The organism is Halobellus inordinatus (genome assembly GCF_024464655.1).
Classification (GTDB): Archaea; Halobacteriota; Halobacteria; order Halobacteriales; family Haloferacaceae; genus Haloquadratum; species Haloquadratum inordinatus.
Window position 1 is genome coordinate 93,183 of sequence record NZ_JANHAV010000002.1, and the last position, 18,469, is coordinate 111,651.

Genomic DNA, 18,469 nt, shown 5'->3' on the forward strand with positions numbered 1-18,469 from the left:
GGCTACAGCCAGAGGTCCAGATCAGTCAGTTCGTGGTGCTCCCGTTCGAGCCCCTCCTCGAACGCCCGGAGGTACACCTCGCCGGCGAATACCGTCGCGGCGTTGAGGTGCCCCGCGAGCGACTGCCCGGAGGGCCGCGAGAGGACGGCGTGGGTGTGTGCGAAGCGCTCGCCGTCGAGGTAAGAGACGTTGCCGACGCAGGCTGCCACTTCCAGCGGTTCGTCGAACGTTACCGAGTGGTACTCTTTGTCTTCTTGATCGTAGAACCACACCTCGGCGTCCTGAACGGCGCCCATCGCCTGAAACCACGCGGCGTCGATCTCTTCGAGGGCGGCGAACTCCTCGATCTCGGTGCGCCAGTCGGCTCCCGTCTCGAGCCGAAGCAGGAACTCCCGGCTCGCGTCGACCTCGCGGTAGTGCATACTCCGTTGCTCGGGAGACGCGGACAAAAACCTCACTGTGTTCGCATCCGCCCTCGGCGCTGCCGACACCCGGCGCTCGCCGACCGGTACATTTAGGTATCAGTGTAAAGCATACTTTACTGTAAAGCGAGCTTTACACAGCTCGCGTGATCACGATGACAGAGACGATGTCGACAACCGCTGCTTCGGAACGGTCGTATCGACGTGCACACGGTGTCCTCTCGGGACTATCGGGACTCGCGCTGGGCGTGCTCATCGCTCTGGGCCGGCCGCTCCTCGGGGTCGTCGGGTTCGTCGCGTTCCTCGGTGCGGCGGGGTACCTCCGGGTGAGCTACGCGGGCACGCTGTTCGACGAGCGCGACGAGCGGACCCACGAGCGCGCCGCCGGGTGGACGCTCGCGCTCTTCGGGTGGGCCTCGGCGGTTTTCTTCCCGACGCTGACGGCCCTCGTGGCTCTCGGATATACCACCTGGCCGACGTGGCTGACGCCAATTGCTCTGACCGTTCCGGTCGTCTACGGTGCGTACGGCGTCCTCCTGCTCGTCGCTCGGCGGCGCGTATGAAAAACGACCTCCCCGAGCGGCGCGAGCGCGCGGGAATCAGCCAGGCCGAACTGGCCGAGGCAGTCGGCGTCACTCGCCAGACGATAAACGCCGTCGAACGCGGGCGCTACGACCCGTCACTCGAACTCGCGTTCGCGCTCGCCGGCTATTTCGAGTGTCGCATCGAGGACGTCTTCGACCCTGCCGACGAGTGACGCGGGACTGTCGCTGTCGACCTGCTCGGTTGCGAAAAAGCGCTGAAAGCTACTGCGACTGCGAAGTGGTCTGTCAGGCCCACTCGTCGAGCGACGGCGCCTCCGATACTCGCATCGAAAGCCACGCATCATCGCGGGAAATGTCCGCGATAATGAACTCCGATTGAGCGGGAGTGGAGTCCACCGAGGCCATCACCTCGGCGCGCGACGCGTCGGACGCTGCGGCCGTCGCATTCGGCGTCATGTTTGTGAGTGTGTCTCATCCATACATAAACCCGTCGGATCGGTGTCGTGACGGAATCCACGGATGTGTATATTTATCGGTCTGAAAGAGCACGATAATGCACATCTACCGTTCGAGGGTCGACGAATGGTACTCCGGCACCGACTGGTATGATAGGACTTACCAAGAAACCCGACACTACGGAGCGTGTGGTAGTGTGCGGACACCTAACAACCATCAGGTAAATTATATACAGATATGCCAACACGCAGCAAGTATGACTGACGAACTCCCGTCCCAACCCGGGCCGCGTCGCCAGGCGCAACTGTTCTCGGAGACCGCAGACACGCCGGACATCCCGATGTCGTTCGATGATCTGGAGGCTGCCGCACTGGAGGCGCTCTCCGACGAAGCGTACGACTACGTTGCCGGCGGCGCGGGCGGCGAGGACACCGTCGACCGGAACCGCGAGGCGTTCCGCCAGTACCGCTTGCTCCCCCGGATGCTCCGGGACGTGAGCGAGCGGGACCTCTCGACGACGGTCTGCGGCACCGAACTGAACCACCCCGTGATGCTCGCGCCGGTCGGCGTCCAGTCGATCATCCACGAGGACGGCGAGCGGGCGAGTGCCCGCGCCGCCCGCGAGTTGGGTCTGGGGATGATCTCCAGTTCGGCGGCGTCGACGACGATGGAGGGCATCCGCGAGGAACTCGGCGACGCGCCCGGGTGGTTCCAACTGTACTGGAGCGCGGACCACGACCTCGCGAAGAGCTTCGTCGATCGGGCGACGGAAGCCGGCTACGAGGCCCTCGTCGTCACGCTCGACACGCCGATGCTCGCCTGGCGCGAGCGGGATATGCAGCGCGGCTACCTCCCCTTCCTCGACCGCGACGGCGTCGCGAACTACTTCTCGGACCCGACGTTCCAGTCGCGCGTCGACGGCGACGTCGAGGAGAATCCGGTCGCGGCCGTCAACGAATTCCTGGAGGTGTTCAGCGATCCCTCGCTCACCTGGGACGACTTCGCGTGGCTCTGTGAGTACAGCGATCTCCCTGTCGTGCCGAAAGGCATTCTCCATCCCGCGGACGCCGAGCGAGCGGTCGAGGCAGGTGCGGCCGGCGTCGTCGTCTCGAACCACGGCGGCCGCCAGGTCGACGGTGCGGTCGCAGCCATCGAACAACTGTCGGCGGTCTCCGACGCCGTCGGCGACGAGGTCGACGTTCTGTTCGACAGCGGGATCCGACGCGGTGCGGACGCGCTGAAGGCGCTCGCGCTCGGCGCTGACGCCGTCTTGCTCGGCCGCCCGTTCGTGTACGGATTGGCTCTCGACGGGGCCGACGGCGTCCGCACCGTCTGTGAGAACTTCCTCGCCGATCTGGACCTGGGGCTGGGGCTCGTCGGCCACGACGACGTCGCGGACGTCGACGAGTCGGTACTGGCCGACTGAGACTGTGTGCGAGCGGTCAGCGCGTGGGCGCTTCCGGACAGGCCTTCAAAGAGTACAAGAGGTGTGGCACAGTAAAGCGCCGTATGAACGTTGCCGACGCGATGACTCCCCGTGAGGACGTTGTTACTGTCGAACTTCCGGGGACTCGCGATGACGTGTTGGAGTACATCCAAGAGCGCGGCTTCTCCTCGGTGCCGGTGGTCAAGCAGACCGACGACGGCGAAGAGTACCGCGGACTCGTCTCTCGCGAGGAACTGATCGAACGCCCCGACGAGGACCAGCTCGCGGTCTTGATGCGGGACGTCCCGACGGTCACCGCCGACACGAGCGTCGTGGACGCGGCGCATCTGATGATCGACGCCGGAACCCGGCGCGTCCCCGTCGTAGACGGCGAACTCGAAGGCATCTTCACCGTCACCGACGTCGTCCACGCCATCGCCCGCGGCGAGGTCGAACTGGAGGCGACCGCCGGCGACGTCGCGACCGAGGACGTGAACACGACCTACGACGGGACGCCGCTCCCGGTCGCCGAGCGCGAGATCTTCTACGCGAACGTCCCCTACGCGGTCTGTCTCGACGACGAGGGACGGATGAACGGCATCCTCACCGAAGTCGACATCATCGAGGTCGCCCGCGTCGTCGAGGGCGAAGACGACACCGGCGACTCGGTCGCCGGCCAGGACGACGAGTGGATGTGGGAAGGTATCAAAGCCATCGGCAAGCGCTACATCCCGACGCGGAACGTCGAGCTGCCGGCCGAGCCGGTCTCGACCTTTATGTCTGAGGACCTCGTGACCGTCTCGAAGCGCAAGCCCGGCGTCGAGATCGCACAAGCGATGATCACCGAGGACATCGAACAGATCCCCCTCGTCGCGGGCGACGAACTCGTCGGCATCGTTCGCGACATCGACCTCCTGGAGGCACTGTGATGAGCGAGGAGCAGACCGAAGGCGAGCGACTCGCCGAACTGGCCAAGCGCCGCGGCTACTTCTTCGGCGCGAGCGGCGCGTACGGCGGCGCGGCCGGGTTCTACACGTTCGGCCCGCAGGGCGCGGCGCTGAAGTCGAACGTCGAAGACGCCTGGCGCGACCGCTTCACCGTCCAGGAGGGCAACTTCGAGATCGAGGCGCCGACGATTATGCCCGAGCCCGTCTTCGAGGCGTCGGGCCACCTCGACGGCTTCGACGATATGCTCGTCGAGTGCCCCGAGTGCGGCGAGTCCCACCGCGCGGACCACCTGATCGAAGACGAGACCGACATCGAAGACGCCGAGTCGCTGCCGATCGCGGAGGTCGAGGCGCTGATCGAGGAGCACGACCTCCAGTGTCCGAACTGCGGCGCGCACCTCGCGGGCGAGCCCGTCGAGGATTTCAACCTGATGTTCGAGACGAACATCGGCCCCGGCTCGTCGACCCCGGGCTATCTCCGACCGGAGACGGCACAGGGCATCTTCGTCGAGTTCCCGCGCATCAAGGAGTACGCGCGAAACAGCCTCCCGTTCGGCGCGACGCAGATCGGCCGGGCGTACCGCAACGAGATATCACCGCGAAAGAGCATCGTCCGCACGCGGGAGTTCACGCAGGCCGAACTGGAGCAGTTCGTCGACCCCGAGCGCGACGAACCCGACCTCAGTTCGGTCGAAGACGTCGAGGTGACGCTGTACCCGGCGACCGAACAGCAGGCCGACGACGGCGAGTACGTCGAGACGACCGTCGGCAAGGCGGTCGACGAGGAGATCATCGGCGACCCGTGGATCGGCTACTTCGTCGGGATCGCCCAGGAGTGGTACGAGCGCGTCGGCGTCGATATGGACCGCTTCCGGTTCCGTCAGCACCTCGCGGGCGAGCGCGCCCACTACGCGGCGGACTGCTGGGACGCCGAGAGCGAGGTCGACGGCGACTGGATCGAGATCGCCGGCTTCGCCTACCGGGGCGACTACGACCTCTCGAAGCACGGCGAACACAGCGACGACGACTTCACCATCTTCCGGCAGTTCGACGAGCCGAAGACGGTCGAGCGCGCGGTCGTCGAACCGGACATGAGCGTCCTCGGGCCGGAGTTCGGCGGGGCCGCCGCCGACGTGCAGTCGGCGCTCGAAGAGTTGGCCGAACGCGACCCCTCGGCGTTCGAAGACGAGGAGGTGTCGGTCACGGTCGGCGGCGAGACGAAGACCGTCGACGCCGACGTGGCGAACTTCCGCGTCGAGGAGCAGACGGTCTCGGGCGAGCACATCACGCCGCACGTGATCGAGCCCTCCTTCGGCGTCGACCGGACCGTCTACACGCTCTTGGCGCACGCCTACAACGAGGACGAGGTCGACGGCGAGACGCGCTCGTACCTCTCGCTGTCGCCGACGGTCGCGCCGACGGACGTCGGCGTCTTCCCGCTCGTCTCGAACGTCGAGGAACTCGTCGACCGGGCGGAGGCGATCGTCGACGACCTGCGGGAATCCGGCTTCAGCGTCGTCTACGACGACTCCGGCAGTATCGGCCGGCGCTACCGACGCCAGGACGAGGTCGGGACGCCCTTCTGCGTCACCGTCGACCGCGACGGCCTCGAAGGGGAGGGTCCCGACAGCGTCACCATCCGCGAGCGCGACACCGCCCGGCAGATCCGCGTTCCGATCGACGACCTCGTCGCGGAACTCCGGACCGTCGAGAGCGGCGAGCGGACCTTCGACGACCTCGTCGAGGCGTACGAACTCGTCGCGCCGGGCGCGGACGCGTAGACGGTGTCCGCATCGCCCGTCGAATCGCTCCCTCGTCCGTCGGCGAGCGAGCTAAAGCGCCGTCTCGTCCACGCGAGCGGGACCGGCCTCCCGCTGCTCTACATACTCGGATTCGTGTCGTGGTCGCAGTTCGGCCTCGTGATGATCCTCTGTTCTGTGACCGCGGCCGTACTGGAGTTCTTCCGACTCGTGGTCGGTCTCGACTGGGCGGTCTACGACGAACTCACTCGCTCCTACGAGCAGACGAACGTCGCGGGGTACGCGCTGTATATGTTCAGCGTCACCGCCGTGGTGCTCGTATTCGCGCCGCACATCGGCGTCCCGGCGACGCTGATGCTGACGGTCGGCGACCCCGTTTCGGGGCTGCTCGGGACGACCAGAGAGGCCGGTGAACCGAAGCGACTGCGGACGCTCGGGGCGATGTTCGCGGTCTGCCTGCTCGTTTCGGCTCCGTTTCTCGTCCCGGTCGCGGGCGTCGCGGTCGGCGGCGCGGCAGCCGTGGCGGCCGCGCTCGGGGCGACCGTCGCGGACGGATTCAAGCCGGTGATCGCCGGCTACGTCGTCGACGACAACCTCTCGATTCCGCCGGTCGCGGCCGTCGCTGCCGGCGCAGTCTTGGCTGTCGCCGGGGCCACACCGGTCTTCGCCTGACCGACGGCCCTGCGGGACGGGCACCTCACCGACCGTATGGCTACTTCCCACGACGATTTTTGTACACAGCCGCCGAATCGCGTACTGTGACCGTCTACGAGAGCGACCTCCCCGGCGTCGGCAAGAAACACGAGATCGACCTCCCGGACGGCTCACAGCTCGTCGTCGTGACCCACAACGAGGGGCGGCGCGAGGTGTTTCTGCGGCCGACGCCCGAGAGCGACTCCGAGAAGCTCTTCGAGCTCTCGGATCAGTTAGCCCGACAGATCGGCACGATTCTGGAGGGCGCGTACTTTCAGCCTGTCCGCTCTGAGAGTATCGAGACGCTGCTCGGCGGCGACACGCTCTTGGAGTGGGTCGAAGTGAGCGCGGACTCGCCGATCGCCGACCAGACGCTCGGCGAGTCGAACCTCCGGCAGGAGACGGGGGCGTCCGTCGTCGCCATCGAGCGCGCCGATGAGGTCATCCCCTCGCCGGGCGGCGAGACGACAGTCCGCGCGGGTGACACGCTCGTGATCGTGGGCACACGAGAGAACTGTGACGCGTTCGAGGCGCGCGTCACGGGCGAATAATGGCTGCCGGGCTGCTCGAACTCGGGGAGGTGTTCGTCGTCCTCGCGGTCGCGGGCGCGGTAGCGCTCCGCACCGACCTCTCGGTCATCCCGCTGTACGTCGTCGGCGGGATGCTCGCCGGCCCCTTCGTCGCCGGTCGCGTCGGCCTGCCGTACGTGCCGAACGGCGAACTGCTGACCGTCCTCGCGGAGATCGGGATCGTTCTCCTCCTGTTCTTTCTCGGCTTGGAGTTCAGCCTCGTGCGCCTGCTGGCCGCGCGCACGAAGATCACCCGCGCGGGGCTGATCGACGTCGCCGTAAACCTCCCGCTGGGCGTCGCGATCGGCCTCGCACTCGGCTGGTCGTTCGTCGAGGCGCTGCTGCTCGGCGGGATCGTCTACATCTCCTCGTCGGCCATCGTGACGAAGACGCTGATCGACCTCGGGTGGATCGCCAACGAGGAGGCCGAGCCGATCCTCGGAACGCTCGTCTTCGAGGACCTGTTCATCGCCGTGTATCTCGCCGTCGTCACCTCGCTGGTCCTCGGCGGCTCGGGCGGCGCGGTCGCGACCGGGGCTGGCACTGAAGCGGTCGGCGGGCTGGGCGGCGTCGGCCGTTCGCTCGTCGTCGCCTTCGGCTTTCTCGGGCTCCTGCTAGTCGTCGTGCAGTACGGAACCGGGTTCTTCGTCCGCGTCCTCGACGTCTCCGAGAACGAAGCGTTCGTGATTCGGGCGCTCGCCGTGGTCGTTCCCGTCGCCGGCCTCGCGCTGGCGCTGGGTGTGAGCGAGGCCGTCGCGGCCTTCTTCGTCGGGATGGGATTCTCGACCAGCGGGCACCGCGAGCGTATCGAGCGCCAACTCACGCCCGTTCGGGACGTCTTCGCGGCCGTCTTCTTCTTCTGGATCGGCGTCGGGACCGATCCCCGACTGCTCGGCGGCGTCGCCGTCCCGCTCGCGGCGGCGATCCTGCTGACGACGCCCTCGAAAGTCTTCTCGGGCTATCTGGGCGGCCGCGCGTACGAGCTTTCGAGGCGGCGCTCGCTCCGGACCGGCCTCGGGCTAGTGCCGCGCGGGGAGTTCTCGCTCGTCATCGCCGCGCTCGCTGCCGGCGGGTCGACGCCGGTGATGCAGGAGACGATCCCCGCGCTCGCCGTCGGCTACGTGCTCGTGATGAGCGCGCTCGGGACGGTGCTGATGCAGCGCTCCGACGCCGTCGCAGGACTGATCGAACGCGCCTGGCCGCACGCTGACTTCTGACGCCTATTTTTGCCAGCAGGCTTTCGTCAGCGGCGCGAGAGCAGTCGGTAAATGGCTGCACGCTCGCCCGTCGTCGGCGTCGACGCCTGCCCCGCTGGCTGGGTCGCGACGGTGCTCGACCGCGACGACGCACGAATCGAGACGCATCGAGATTTCGCGGCGGTCGCCGACACGTATGCGGACGCCGAGCGGGTTCTCGTCGATATCCCGATCGGACTGCCGACGACGAGTCGGCGCCGCTGCGACGAGGACGCCAGCGACCTGCTCGGCTGTCGCGGGATCTCCGTGTTCTACCCGCCGAGCGCGGCCGCGATCGACTGCGACGACTACGAGACCGCGAGTGAGGCCCACCGCGAGGACGTCGGCCACGGGCTCTCACGGCAGGCGTTCTACATCGGCGAGAAGATCCGGGAGGTTGCGAGCGTCGTCGGCGACGACTACGGCGGGCGGATCCGCGAGGCCCACCCAGAGCTCTGCTTTGCCGCGCTGAACGGCCAACCGATCGCGTACGCCAAGTCCTCAGCGCGCGGATGTCGCCTCCGGCGGTCGCTTCTCGCCGACGCGCTCGACGGCGCGGAAGACGCATACGAGCAGGCGCGAGAGGACTATCCGCTGAGTGACGCCGGCCGCGACGACCTCCTCGATTCGATGGTGCTCGCCGTTGTGGCGGCGGGAAAGGCTGTGGCGGGCGGCCCGCTGACGACGGTCCCCGCGGACCCCGACGCCGACGAACCGCGGATCTACTACCCGCCGTTCGAGGTGGTCTGAGCCGCTCCAGTCACAGACCTGTCCCGAAAACGTTTAGTGCGGCGGGATTGGTGTGGTGTTACAATGACGCGGCTCTCGCTGCCGGCCGCTCGCGTCCAATCGAGAGTCGCTACTGCGGCCGTCTCGACGCTTTTCTCCGCGTTCTCCGTCGAGACCGCCGACGCCGCGCGACGACCGCGACGACGGGCCTGCTAGGCCCACTATTACCTCACCACCACGTTGCAGCGAACTCAACTGAAAAGCGACCAGCGTCTCTATAGGCATCTATACGATTTAATTTCTAACACTCAAACCGTGTAATTTATACGGGAGAGAGCCGGACTCGGATGTATATGACAAGCGTGGCACTCGCGTTCTCCGGCGGACTCGACACCACAGTATGCGTTTCACTCCTCCAAGAGGAGTACGGCTACGACGAGGTCGTCGGCGTCACCGTCGACGTCGGACAGCCGGAATCGGAGTTCGAGGAGGCACAGGAGACCGCCGACGCGCACGGACTCGACCTGCACGTCGTCGACGCCAAAGAGGAGTTCGCGGACCTCTGTTTCGACTCGGTTCGCGCGAACGCGACGTATCAGGGCTACCCGCTCGGCACGGCGCTTGCGCGCCCGGTCATCGCCAACGAGATTCTCGACGTCGCCGAGGCCGAGGGTTGTGACGCACTCGCACACGGCTGCACCGGCAAAGGTAACGACCAGCTCCGTTTCGAGGCCGTCTGGCGCGCCTCCGACCTCGACGTCGTCGCGCCGATCCGCGAACTCGAACTCACCCGCGAGTGGGAGCAGGAGTACGCCGAGGAACACGACCTGCCCGTCCAGTCCGGCAACTCCGGCATCTGGTCGATCGACACGAACCTCTGGAGCCGCTCCGTCGAGGGCGGACAGCTGGAAGACCCCGCCCACGTCCCGCCGGAAGACATCTACGAGTGGACCGACGACCCCGCGAACGCCACCGAGACCGAACTCGTCGAGATCACCTTCGAGGACGGCTATCCCGTCGCGCTCGACGGCGAGGAACTCTCCCCGACGGAACTCATCCGCACGCTCAACGAGCAGGCCGGTAAACACGGCGTCGGCCGCACGGATATGATGGAAGACCGGATGCTCGGCCTGAAGGTCCGCGAGAACTACGAGCACCCGGCCGCGACGACGCTGCTCACCGCCCACGAGGCGCTCGAACAGCTCGTTCTCACGAAAGACGAGCGCGACTTCAAGCGCAGCATCGACAACGAATGGGCCCAGAAGGGCTACGAGGGCCTCGTCGACCACCCGCTCGTCGGCGCGCTCGAAGGCTTCATCGACGAGACGCAAGAGCGCGTCACCGGCACGGTGACGATCAAGTTCCAGGGCGGACAGGCCCGCCCGGTCGCCCGCGAGTCCGAGTACGCCGCCTACTCCGAGGACGCCGCCTCGTTCAACACCTCCGGCGTCGGCGACATCACCCAGAAGGACGCCACCGGCGTCGCGAAGTACCACGGCTTCCAGTCCCGCCTCGCGAACGCCGCGACGGCCGCTGCGAAGGCGAAGAAGAACGACTCCGAATAGACAATGACAGGCGCGGAGGAGACGGGAGACGGCGACACAGACGCCTCGGGCGTCGTCCGGCGCGACCGCTTCAGCGGCGGCCCCGCCCGCGGGTTTATGTCCAGCCTCGCGGCCGACGAGCGCATCTTCGCGGCGGACCTCGCTGTCGACCGCGCGCACGCGGTGATGCTGGCCGAGCAGGAGATCATCGGCGACGACGTCGCCGGCGAGATCCTCGCCGCGCTCGACGACGTCGAGTCGGCGGGCCACGGCGCGCTCCCCGACGGCGAGGACGTTCACGAGGCGATCGAGACGGCCGTCGTCGACCGCGTCGGCCCCGACGGCGGGAAGATGCACACCGCCCGCAGTCGGAACGACGAGGTCGCGACCTGCATCCGCTACCGCCTGCGTGCGGACCTCCTCGACGCTATCGAGGCGACGATCGCGCTCCGCGAGGCGCTCGTCGAGACCGCCGCGGCGCACGTCGACACCGTGATGCCCGGCTACACGCACCTCCAGCCCGCACAGCCGACGACGGTCGCGCACTTCCTGCTCTCCTACGAGTCGGCGATCGCCCGCGACACTGCGCGCCTGCTCGACGCCTACGACCGGACGAACCGCTCGCCGCTCGGCGCGGCGGCGTTCGCCGGCACGCCGTTCGACGTCGACCGCGAGCGCACGGCGGACCTGCTCGGCTTCGACGGCGTCGTCGAGAACTCGATGGACGCGTCGGCGGGGAGAGATTTCCTCGCGGAGACGACGGCGGCGCTCGCGACGCACGCGACCACCGTATCGGGCCTCGCGGAGGATCTGGTGATCTTCGCGAACAAGGGGTTCGTCGACCTGGCCGACGAGTACTCCTCGACGTCCTCGATTATGCCCCAGAAGGTCAACCCCGACACCTTAGAACTGGTGCGCGCGGTCGCGGGCGACGCCGTCGGCGGCCTCACGGGTCTCTTGACGACGCTGAAGGGGCTCCCGCGGGCGTACAACCGCGACCTCCAGCGCGCGACGCCGCACGCCTGGGAGACGGTCGACGCCGTCTCCGAAGCGACAGCCGTCGCCGCCGGCGCGGTCGCCACTGCCGAGTGGCCCGCCGAGACGCTCGAAGCCGAGGCCGGCGCGGGCTTCTCGACGGCCACGGGCGTAGCGGACGCGCTCGCGATGGCCGGCGTCCCGTTCCGCACCGCCCACGAGGTGCTCGCCGCGGCCGCAGAGCGCGCCGACGGCGAGACGCCCGACCTCGCAACACTTGACGCGGTCGCAGCGGACGTGCTCGGCGAGTCCCTGTTCGAGTACGTGAGCCGCGAGCGCGTCGAAGCGGCGCTGGATCCCGTCCAGAGCGTCGCGAGCCGCGACTCCGTCGGCGGGCCGGCACCCGAAGCGGTGGCGTCACAGCTCGACGGGTCCGAGGCCGGAATCGATGCCGACCAGACAGCACTCGAAGAGCGCGGCGACGCGCTTGAGGACGCCACGGAGACGCTCCAGACGGAGGTGGCCCACTATGTGTGAGCCAGGCGACTGGCGGGTCCCCGGCCCCCATCTGCGACGCTCGCCGCGACGGTCCCCTCACGGGGACGATAACATATGAAATCAGACATAGATTTCACACGGGCGGACTGATCGACTGTTCCACGCCGTTAGTGGTTTCGCTGCTTAGTTAATTTATTCGATACTTTCGATGGGTTTAAGGATCTTCCTCGCCCACCGACGAGTATGGCAGAGACCATCACCGCAGAAGATCCGCTCACCGGAGAGGAGATCGAGATTCCCGCCGACGTCGAAGTCGGCGAGATCGTCGACAGCCCCGCGACCGGCGCGGAGCTGGAAGTCGTCTCGGTCGATCCCGTAACACTCGAAGAAGCCCCCGAGCTCGAAGAGGACTGGGGCGAGTGAAATGAAGGTTGGGCTGCTCTACTCCCGGATCCGGCGAGACGAGAAGCTCCTCCTCTCGGAGCTTCGCGAGCGCGGACACGAGATAGAGAAGATCGACGTCCGGAAAGAGCAGTTCAACATCTCCGAACCGCCGGCGTCGCTCGACGGCGTCGACATCGTCGTCGACCGCTGTCTGGCGACCAGCCGGAGTATCTACACCACGCAGTTCCTCGACGCCTACGACGTCCCCGTCGTCAACTCCGCACACACCGCGGACGTCTGCGCGGACAAGGTGAAAAACAGCCTCGCGCTGGAACGAGCCGGGGTCCCGACGCCGAACACCGAAGTCGCGTTCACCACCGACAGCGCCTTGGAGACGATCGAGAAGTTCGGCTACCCCTGCGTGCTGAAGCCCGTCATCGGGTCGTGGGGACGCCTGATGGCGAAGGTCGACTCCCGGTCGGCCGCCGAAGCCATCCTCGAACACAAGGCGACGCTCGGTCACTACGAGCACAAGGTGTTCTACGTCCAGGAGTTCGTCGAGAAGCCCGGCCGCGACATCCGCGTGCTGGCCGTCGACGGCGAACCGATCGCCGCGATGACCCGCTCGTCGGACCACTGGCTGACCAACGCCGCGAAGGGCGGAGAGGTCGAGGCGTTCGACCTCGACGACCGCGCCCGCGAACTCGTTGCGGCCGCCTCCGACGCCGTCGGCGGCGGCCTGCTCGGCGTCGACCTGATGGAGACGGGCGAGGACTACACCGTCCACGAGGTCAACCACACCGTCGAGTTCAAGGCGCTCAACGACGCCGTCGACGTCGACGTGCCCGCACAGGTCGTCGACTGGATCGAAAACAAGGTAGCGACGGAAACCGAGGCGAGCGTATGAACGCTGACGCGACTGACGCAGACCCCGACTACACGGCCGCCGTCGTCGGCGGCTCGGGCTTCACCGGCGGCGAACTGCTCCGCTTGCTCTATCAGCACCCCGAGTTCGACGTCGTGCAGGCGACGAGCCGTTCGAAAGAGCGCAAGACCGTCGGCCACGTCCACCCGAACCTCCGCGAGATGGATCTTCGGTTCACCTCGCCGGAGGACCTCGAATCCGTGGACGTGCTCTTCGCGGCGACGCCACACGGCGTCTCGATGGAGCACATCGACGCGTTCCGCGACGCCGCCGACACCGTCGTCGACCTCTCGGCGGACTTCCGCCTCGACACGGAGGAACAGTACGACGAGTGGTACGACGGCCACGTCTGTCCCGAGTACCTCGACGACGCGGAGTACGCGCTGCCGGAGATCAACCGCGAGAACCTCCCCGGCGCCGAACTGATCGCCTCCGGCGGCTGCAACGCCACGGCGACGATCCTCGGCCTGAAGCCGCTCTTCGACGCCGGCATCCTCGCGGGCGACGAACAGGCGGTCGTCGACGTGAAGGTCGGCTCCTCGGAAGGTGGCGCCGGCGGTAGCGACGCCTCCAGTCACCCCGAGCGCTCGGGCATCGTCCGCCCGTACGCGCCGACCGGCCACCGTCACGAGGCCGAGATCGAGCAGTTTCTCGGCCTCTCGGTGTCGTTCACCGTTCACGCCGTGGATATGACCCGCGGCGCGAGCGCGACCTGTCACCTGTTCCCGAACGAGCCCGTCTCGAAGGGCGACCTCTGGAGCGCCTACCGCGACGCCTACGCCGAGGAGCCGTTTATGCGGACCGTCGCCGGCGGTGGCGGCGTCTACCGCTATCCGGAACCGAAGGCGGTCGCCGGGACCAATTACGGCGAAGTCGGCTTCGAGGTCGACCCCGGAAACCGCCGGCTGGTCGTCTTCTCGGCGATCGACAATATGATGAAAGGCTCGGCCGGCCAGGCCGTCCACGCGGCGAACATCGCCCTCGGGATCGAGGAGACCGCCGGTCTGGAGTTCACCGGCCTCCACCCCGTCGGAGCACCCTGACGATGACGAACGAAGACCACACACACGACGACACACGCGACGCGCGCCAGACGCCGGACGCCCGCGACACGCGCGGGTCCGCTCGTGGCTCCCACGAGTCGGCCGCCGAGCGACCGCTCCGAACTGACGGCGGCCGGAGCGAGTCCCGTCCGCCGGTCGTCGTGAAGGTCGGTGGCGCACGCGCTGTCGACCCCGCCGGCGCAGTTGCGGACGTCGCGGCCCTCGTCGAAGACGGCCGCCAGGTCGTCGTCGTCCACGGCGGCTCGACCGCCGTCGACGACACGCTCGAAGAACTGGGCGAAGAGCCCACCTACGTCGAGACGCCGAGCGGCGTCGTCGGTCGCTTCACCGACGAGCGCACGATGGAGGTGTTCTCGATGGTGATGCCCGGCAAACTCAACACCGACCTCACCGTCACGCTTCGTGATGCTGGCGTCGACGCGCTCGGTCTCTCGGGTGTCGACGGCGGCCTCCTGACCGGTCCGCGCAAGTCGGCCGTCCGCGTGATCGAAGACGGCAAGAAGAAGATCAAGCGCGGCGACCACTCGGGGAAGATCACCGGCGTGAACGCCGGCCTGCTCGAAACGCTCCTGCAGGACGGCTACACGCCCGTCGTCACCGTCCCGATGCTAGCCGACGACGGCGTCGCGGTCAACGCCGACGCCGACCGCGCTGCCGCGGCGGTCGCCGGCGCGCTCGGCGCCGAATTAGTCGTCCTCACGGACGTCGAAGGCATCTACGCCGACCCCGACGATGCGTCGACGCTCATCGAGTCGGTGACGACGTCCGCGGAGTTCGACGCGCTGAAAGACGCCGCGGAAGGGTTTATGACGAAGAAAGTGATGGCGGCGAAAGAAGCCCTCGACGGCGGCGCCGTGACGGTCATCGTCGCGGACGCCAACGCCGACGAGCCGATCCTCTCGGCGCTCGCCGGCGGAGGCACGCACATCGACGCGAGCGCCGTCGCGAGCGACGACGCGGGCGAGGACGCGGAGGTGGCACAATGACCGGCGGCTTCGTCTTCTCCGAGAAGCCGATCCAGATCGAGTCCGGCGAGGGCGCGTACCTCTACAGCCCCGACGGCACCGAGTACCTCGACTTCGGGGCCTCCTACGCCGTCGCCGCGCTCGGTCACTCCCATCCGGCCGTCACGGAGGCGGTCCAAGAGCAGGCCGCGCGGCTGGCCTACGTGCAGGCGTCGTATCCGGTCGAAGTCCGGACGGAACTCTATCAGAAGTTGGCGACGCTCGCACCCGGCGACATCGACAACGTCTGGCTCTGTAACTCCGGGACAGAGGCCAACGAGGCGGCGATGAAGTTCGCTCGCTCGGCCACCGGCCGCTCGAAGATCGTCGCGACCAAGCGCGGCTTCCACGGCCGGACGATGGGCGCGCTCGCGATGACCTGGAAGGACAAGTACAAGAAGCCCTTCGAGCCGCTGGCGGGCGACGTGGAGTTCGTCCCCTACGGCGACGCCGACGCGCTCGCTGAGGCGGTCGACGAGGAGACCGCCGCGCTCTTCCTCGAACCGGTGCAGGGCGAAGGTGGCATCCACCCCGCCGCTACTGAGTACCTCGAACGCGCCCGCGAGGTGACAGACGAGGCCGGCGCGGCGCTCGTCTTCGACGAGATCCAGACTGGCGTCGGCCGCACCGGCGACCTGTGGGCTTGCGAGGGCGTCGGCGTCGAACCCGACATCCTCACCTCGGCGAAAGGTATCGCCAACGGCCTGCCGCTGGGCGCGACGCTCGTGAAAGACTGGATCGCCGAGGATCCCGGCAACCACGGCTCGACGTTCTCCGGCGGCCCGGTCGTCTGTGCGGCCGCCAACGCCACGCTCGACACCATCGTCGAGGAGGACGTCCCCGGCCACGCCGCACAGGTCGGCGAGTACCTGCAGAGCGAACTGCGGGCTGCGACCGAGGAACACGACCTGCCCGTCCGCGAGGTTCGCGGCCTCGGATTGATGATCGGCGTCCAGGTGAAACGCGGGGCCAACCGCGTGCTGAAGAACCTCGCGATCCAGGAGCAGGTGCTCGCGCTCCCGGCCGGTCGGACGGTCGTCCGGCTCCTGCCGCCGCTCGTCGTCGACGAGTCCCACGCAGACCAGTTCGTCGACTCCTTCGTGGAGGTGCTCGGATGAGCGCCGAACTCGACGCCGACGAGAGCGAGGACGTCGCAGCCGACGGCGAGGGCGCCATCGAAACCGAGGAGGCGCACGAACTCGACCCCGAGGAGGCCACCGAGGCCGCGGCCGAACTCGACGCCGAACTGTCTGCGGAGGCGTCGTTCGTCCCCGACCACGACGTCTTCGAGGTCGAAGAGAACCTCACCGACGGGCTGACCGAGGCCCAGGCGCTCCTGGCCGACCTGGTCTCGATCCCCTCACCGTCCGGCGAAGAAGAAGCTGCGGCTCGGCGCCTGAAGGCGTTCTTCGAGGCGCACGACCGCGACGTCTGGATCGACGAGATCGGCAACGTCCGCGCGCCCGCCGACGACTCGGTGCTTTTGACCTCGCACATCGACACCGTCCCGGGCGACGTCCCGGTCAAGATCGAAAACGGCGTGCTCTGGGGTCGCGGTAGCGTCGACGCGACGGGGCCGCTCGCCTCGATGGCCGTCGCGGCCGTCGAAACCGGCGTCTCCTTCGTCGGCGTCGTCGGCGAGGAGACCAGTTCCCGCGGCGCGTGGCACCTCGTGGAGAACCGCGACCAGCCCGAGGCGGTCATCAACGGTGAACCGTCGGGCTGGGACGGAATCACGCTCGGCTACCGCGGCTTCCTCTCGGGCACGTACGTCTCGACCAGCGAACTCGGCCACTCCTCGCGCCCCGAAGACAACGCCATCCAGTCGGCGGTGAACTGGTGGTCGAGCGTCGCGGACTTCTTCGACGAGGACGAGTCCGACGGCGTCTTCGACACCGTGACGACGAAGCCGGTCCGTTTCGACGGCGGCCCCACCGAGGACGGCCTCGCCGTCGAGTCGACCGTCGACGTGCAGTTCCGCGTTCCACCGAAGTACTCTATCGACGACATTCGGGAGGTCGCGGAGGGAGAACTCGACCGCGGAAGCGTCCACTGGGAGAAACCGATCCCGCCGGTGATGACGAGTCCGCGGACAGAGGTCGCCCGCGCGTTCCGCGTCGCGATCCGGCAGGCCGGCGGTGAACCCCGGCTGCTCCGGAAGACCGGGACCAGCGATATGAACATCTTCGCCGGCACGTGGGACTGTCCGATGGCGACCTACGGCCCCGGCGACTCCGACCTGGATCACGCGCCGAACGAACACCTCGACCTCGCGGAGTACGATAGCTCGATCGACGTCCTCGTGGACGTCTGCGAGCGCCTTATGGAGTGACGATCCGGATGCTCGAAACCGACCACTTCCTCGACATCGACGACCTCTCGACGGACGAACTGCACACCGTTCTCGACCGTGCCGCGGCCATCAAAGCCGGCGAGGACGACACCCAACTGCCCGACCAGACGCTGGGGATGCTCTTCGAGAAGCCGAGCACCAGAACCCGGATCTCCTTCGAGACCGGGATGACCCAGCTCGGCGGCCACGCCATCTTCCTCGGGCCCGACGACATCCAGCTCGGTCACGGCGAACCGCTCTCGGACACCTCGCGCGTCCTCTCGCGGTACGTCGACGCTGTGATGGCGCGGCTGTTCGACCACGAAGACCTGCTCGAAATCGCCGAGTACTCCGACGTGCCGATCGTCAACGGCCTCACCGACGACGCCCACCCCTGCCAGACGCTCGCCGATCTGCTGACGATCGAGGAGGCCTTCGACGGCTTCGACGGCGTGCAGGCGGCGTGGGTCGGCGACGGCAACAACGTCGGCCAGTCGTTCGTGATCGGGGCCGCGATGGTCGGCCTGGATCTGACGGTCGCGACGCCGGAGAACTACGGGATGGACGACGCGGTGCTCGAACAGGCCGAAGAGATCGGTCACGCGCCGACGGTCGTCGACGACCCGAAAGACGCCGTCGACGACGCCGACGTCGTTTACACCGACGTCTGGATCTCGATGGGCCAAGAGGACCAGCGCCACGAGAAACTGGCTGCCTTCGACGGCTATCAGGTGAACGAGTCGCTGCTCGCAGACTCCGACGCGCAGGTGATGCACTGTCTCCCCGCCCACCGCGGCGAGGAGATCACTGACGAGGTCTTAGAGTCCGATCGGGCTCTCGTCTGGGACCAGGCGGAGAACCGCCTGCACGCCCAGAAGGGCCTGCTCGTCGAACTGCTGGACGCGTAGTTCGGCGCGTTCGAGGCTCGGTGCGTTCTTCTGTGCTGCTTCTCATAGGGATT

The 18,469-nt window shown here is 67.5% G+C and carries 21 protein-coding genes; 19 read left to right on the plus strand and 2 right to left on the minus strand.

From position 1 onward, the window contains the following. Positions 1–2: 2 nt before the first annotated feature. The gene (locus NO347_RS04715; RefSeq protein WP_121568792.1) at positions 3–422 is read right to left on the minus strand and encodes a PPC domain-containing DNA-binding protein; all 420 of its coding nucleotides are present in this window, start codon (positions 420–422) and stop codon (positions 3–5) included. A 167-nt stretch (positions 423–589) separates the two neighbouring features. On the opposite strand from NO347_RS04715, the gene NO347_RS04720 reads away from it, so the two are divergent. Together NO347_RS04720 and NO347_RS04725 are read left to right on the plus strand one after the other, a co-directional pair. Beyond that, positions 590–985, plus strand: coding sequence for a DUF2178 domain-containing protein (locus NO347_RS04720; RefSeq protein WP_256288507.1), 396 nt, complete (start codon positions 590–592; stop codon positions 983–985). Next, entirely contained in the window at positions 982–1,179 is a 198-nt protein-coding gene (locus tag NO347_RS04725; protein WP_256288508.1) for a helix-turn-helix transcriptional regulator, read from the plus strand. The genes NO347_RS04720 and NO347_RS04725 overlap by 4 nt, the downstream gene beginning before the upstream one ends. Positions 1,180–1,252: 73 nt before the next feature. Here NO347_RS04725 and NO347_RS04730 read toward each other — a convergent pair whose 3' ends face one another. Then, entirely contained in the window at positions 1,253–1,423 is a 171-nt protein-coding gene (locus NO347_RS04730) for a DUF7556 family protein (protein WP_199723005.1), read from the minus strand. A gap of 256 nt (positions 1,424–1,679) precedes the next feature. Here NO347_RS04730 and NO347_RS04735 point away from each other — a divergent pair, with 256 nt between their 5' ends. The 17 genes from NO347_RS04735 to argF all read left to right on the plus strand — a co-directional run bounded on the left by NO347_RS04735 (position 1,680) and on the right by argF (position 18,416). After that, complete coding sequence (locus NO347_RS04735; protein ID WP_256288509.1) at positions 1,680–2,849, plus strand: alpha-hydroxy-acid oxidizing protein; 1,170 nt, start codon at positions 1,680–1,682, stop codon at positions 2,847–2,849. Between the two features lie 83 nt (positions 2,850–2,932). Beyond that, the gene (locus NO347_RS04740) at positions 2,933–3,778 is read left to right on the plus strand and encodes a CBS domain-containing protein (RefSeq protein ID WP_256288510.1); all 846 of its coding nucleotides are present in this window, start codon (positions 2,933–2,935) and stop codon (positions 3,776–3,778) included. Beyond that, positions 3,778–5,577, plus strand: a complete 1,800-nt coding sequence (gene glyS / locus NO347_RS04745) for a glycine--tRNA ligase (RefSeq protein ID WP_256288511.1) — start codon at positions 3,778–3,780, stop codon at positions 5,575–5,577. Before NO347_RS04740 ends, glyS begins: the two co-directional genes overlap by 1 nt. 3 nt (positions 5,578–5,580) lie before the next feature. Beyond that, positions 5,581–6,228: a dolichol kinase gene (locus NO347_RS04750; protein ID WP_256288512.1), complete on the plus strand. Its 648-nt coding sequence runs from the start codon at positions 5,581–5,583 to the stop codon at positions 6,226–6,228. Positions 6,229–6,314: 86 nt separating this feature from the next. After that, on the plus strand, positions 6,315–6,800 hold the full coding sequence (locus NO347_RS04755) for a cation:proton antiporter regulatory subunit (protein ID WP_256288513.1): 486 nt from the start codon (positions 6,315–6,317) through the stop codon (positions 6,798–6,800). Beyond that, entirely contained in the window at positions 6,800–8,035 is a 1,236-nt protein-coding gene (locus NO347_RS04760; protein ID WP_256288514.1) for a cation:proton antiporter, read from the plus strand. Before NO347_RS04755 ends, NO347_RS04760 begins: the two co-directional genes overlap by 1 nt. Positions 8,036–8,086: 51 nt before the next feature. Further along, the gene (locus tag NO347_RS04765; protein ID WP_256288515.1) at positions 8,087–8,803 is read left to right on the plus strand and encodes a DUF429 domain-containing protein; all 717 of its coding nucleotides are present in this window, start codon (positions 8,087–8,089) and stop codon (positions 8,801–8,803) included. Between the two features lie 63 nt (positions 8,804–8,866). Continuing rightward, positions 8,867–8,998, plus strand: coding sequence for a hypothetical protein (locus NO347_RS04770; RefSeq protein ID WP_256288516.1), 132 nt, complete (start codon positions 8,867–8,869; stop codon positions 8,996–8,998). Positions 8,999–9,135: 137 nt separating this feature from the next. After that, positions 9,136–10,347: an argininosuccinate synthase gene (locus NO347_RS04775; protein ID WP_256288517.1), complete on the plus strand. Its 1,212-nt coding sequence runs from the start codon at positions 9,136–9,138 to the stop codon at positions 10,345–10,347. A gap of 3 nt (positions 10,348–10,350) precedes the next feature. Beyond that, on the plus strand, positions 10,351–11,838 hold the full coding sequence (gene argH, locus NO347_RS04780) for an argininosuccinate lyase (protein WP_256288518.1): 1,488 nt from the start codon (positions 10,351–10,353) through the stop codon (positions 11,836–11,838). Positions 11,839–12,042: 204 nt separating this feature from the next. After that, positions 12,043–12,222 carry a lysine biosynthesis protein LysW gene (gene lysW / locus NO347_RS04785; protein ID WP_256288519.1) on the plus strand — a complete coding sequence of 60 codons (180 nt, stop codon included), beginning with the start codon at positions 12,043–12,045 and terminating at the stop codon, positions 12,220–12,222. 1 nt (position 12,223) lies between these two features. Beyond that, positions 12,224–13,090, plus strand: coding sequence for a lysine biosynthesis protein LysX (gene lysX, locus NO347_RS04790; protein ID WP_256288520.1), 867 nt, complete (start codon positions 12,224–12,226; stop codon positions 13,088–13,090). Next, positions 13,087–14,151, plus strand: a complete 1,065-nt coding sequence (gene argC, locus NO347_RS04795; protein ID WP_256288521.1) for an N-acetyl-gamma-glutamyl-phosphate reductase — start codon at positions 13,087–13,089, stop codon at positions 14,149–14,151. Before lysX ends, argC begins: the two co-directional genes overlap by 4 nt. A gap of 2 nt (positions 14,152–14,153) precedes the next feature. Beyond that, positions 14,154–15,158 (plus strand): acetylglutamate/acetylaminoadipate kinase, encoded by a 1,005-nt coding sequence (locus tag NO347_RS04800; protein ID WP_256288522.1) that lies wholly within the window; start codon positions 14,154–14,156, stop codon positions 15,156–15,158. Then, entirely contained in the window at positions 15,155–16,294 is a 1,140-nt protein-coding gene (locus NO347_RS04805; protein WP_256288523.1) for an aspartate aminotransferase family protein, read from the plus strand. The genes NO347_RS04800 and NO347_RS04805 overlap by 4 nt, the downstream gene beginning before the upstream one ends. Continuing rightward, on the plus strand, positions 16,291–17,508 hold the full coding sequence (locus NO347_RS04810) for a [LysW]-lysine hydrolase (protein ID WP_256288524.1): 1,218 nt from the start codon (positions 16,291–16,293) through the stop codon (positions 17,506–17,508). The genes NO347_RS04805 and NO347_RS04810 overlap by 4 nt, the downstream gene beginning before the upstream one ends. An 8-nt stretch (positions 17,509–17,516) precedes the next feature. Then, positions 17,517–18,416, plus strand: coding sequence for an ornithine carbamoyltransferase (gene argF / locus NO347_RS04815; protein ID WP_256288525.1), 900 nt, complete (start codon positions 17,517–17,519; stop codon positions 18,414–18,416). Positions 18,417–18,469 lie beyond the last annotated feature (53 nt).

What these genes read in the sequence shown, in the direction of transcription:
- NO347_RS04735 (WP_256288509.1), top strand. Translation starts at nt 1,680, where the DNA reads ATGACTGACGAACTCCCGTCCCAACCCGGGCCGCGTCGCCAGGCGCAA.
- lysW (WP_256288519.1), top strand. Translation starts at nt 12,043, where the DNA reads ATGGCAGAGACCATCACCGCAGAAGATCCGCTCACCGGAGAGGAGATC.
- NO347_RS04720 (WP_256288507.1), top strand. Translation starts at nt 590, where the DNA reads ATGTCGACAACCGCTGCTTCGGAACGGTCGTATCGACGTGCACACGGT.
- NO347_RS04770 (WP_256288516.1), top strand. Translation starts at nt 8,867, where the DNA reads ATGACGCGGCTCTCGCTGCCGGCCGCTCGCGTCCAATCGAGAGTCGCT.
- NO347_RS04800 (WP_256288522.1), top strand. Translation starts at nt 14,154, where the DNA reads ATGACGAACGAAGACCACACACACGACGACACACGCGACGCGCGCCAG.
- NO347_RS04765 (WP_256288515.1), top strand. Translation starts at nt 8,087, where the DNA reads ATGGCTGCACGCTCGCCCGTCGTCGGCGTCGACGCCTGCCCCGCTGGC.
- NO347_RS04775 (WP_256288517.1), top strand. Translation starts at nt 9,136, where the DNA reads ATGACAAGCGTGGCACTCGCGTTCTCCGGCGGACTCGACACCACAGTA.
- glyS (WP_256288511.1), top strand. Translation starts at nt 3,778, where the DNA reads ATGAGCGAGGAGCAGACCGAAGGCGAGCGACTCGCCGAACTGGCCAAG.
- NO347_RS04805 (WP_256288523.1), top strand. Translation starts at nt 15,155, where the DNA reads ATGACCGGCGGCTTCGTCTTCTCCGAGAAGCCGATCCAGATCGAGTCC.
- NO347_RS04715 (WP_121568792.1), bottom strand. Translation starts at nt 422, where the DNA reads ATGCACTACCGCGAGGTCGACGCGAGCCGGGAGTTCCTGCTTCGGCTC.
- NO347_RS04740 (WP_256288510.1), top strand. Translation starts at nt 2,933, where the DNA reads ATGAACGTTGCCGACGCGATGACTCCCCGTGAGGACGTTGTTACTGTC.
- NO347_RS04730 (WP_199723005.1), bottom strand. Translation starts at nt 1,423, where the DNA reads ATGACGCCGAATGCGACGGCCGCAGCGTCCGACGCGTCGCGCGCCGAG.
- argH (WP_256288518.1), top strand. Translation starts at nt 10,351, where the DNA reads ATGACAGGCGCGGAGGAGACGGGAGACGGCGACACAGACGCCTCGGGC.
- argF (WP_256288525.1), top strand. Translation starts at nt 17,517, where the DNA reads ATGCTCGAAACCGACCACTTCCTCGACATCGACGACCTCTCGACGGAC.
- argC (WP_256288521.1), top strand. Translation starts at nt 13,087, where the DNA reads ATGAACGCTGACGCGACTGACGCAGACCCCGACTACACGGCCGCCGTC.
- lysX (WP_256288520.1), top strand. Translation starts at nt 12,224, where the DNA reads ATGAAGGTTGGGCTGCTCTACTCCCGGATCCGGCGAGACGAGAAGCTC.
- NO347_RS04760 (WP_256288514.1), top strand. Translation starts at nt 6,800, where the DNA reads ATGGCTGCCGGGCTGCTCGAACTCGGGGAGGTGTTCGTCGTCCTCGCG.
- NO347_RS04810 (WP_256288524.1), top strand. Translation starts at nt 16,291, where the DNA reads ATGAGCGCCGAACTCGACGCCGACGAGAGCGAGGACGTCGCAGCCGAC.
- NO347_RS04725 (WP_256288508.1), top strand. Translation starts at nt 982, where the DNA reads ATGAAAAACGACCTCCCCGAGCGGCGCGAGCGCGCGGGAATCAGCCAG.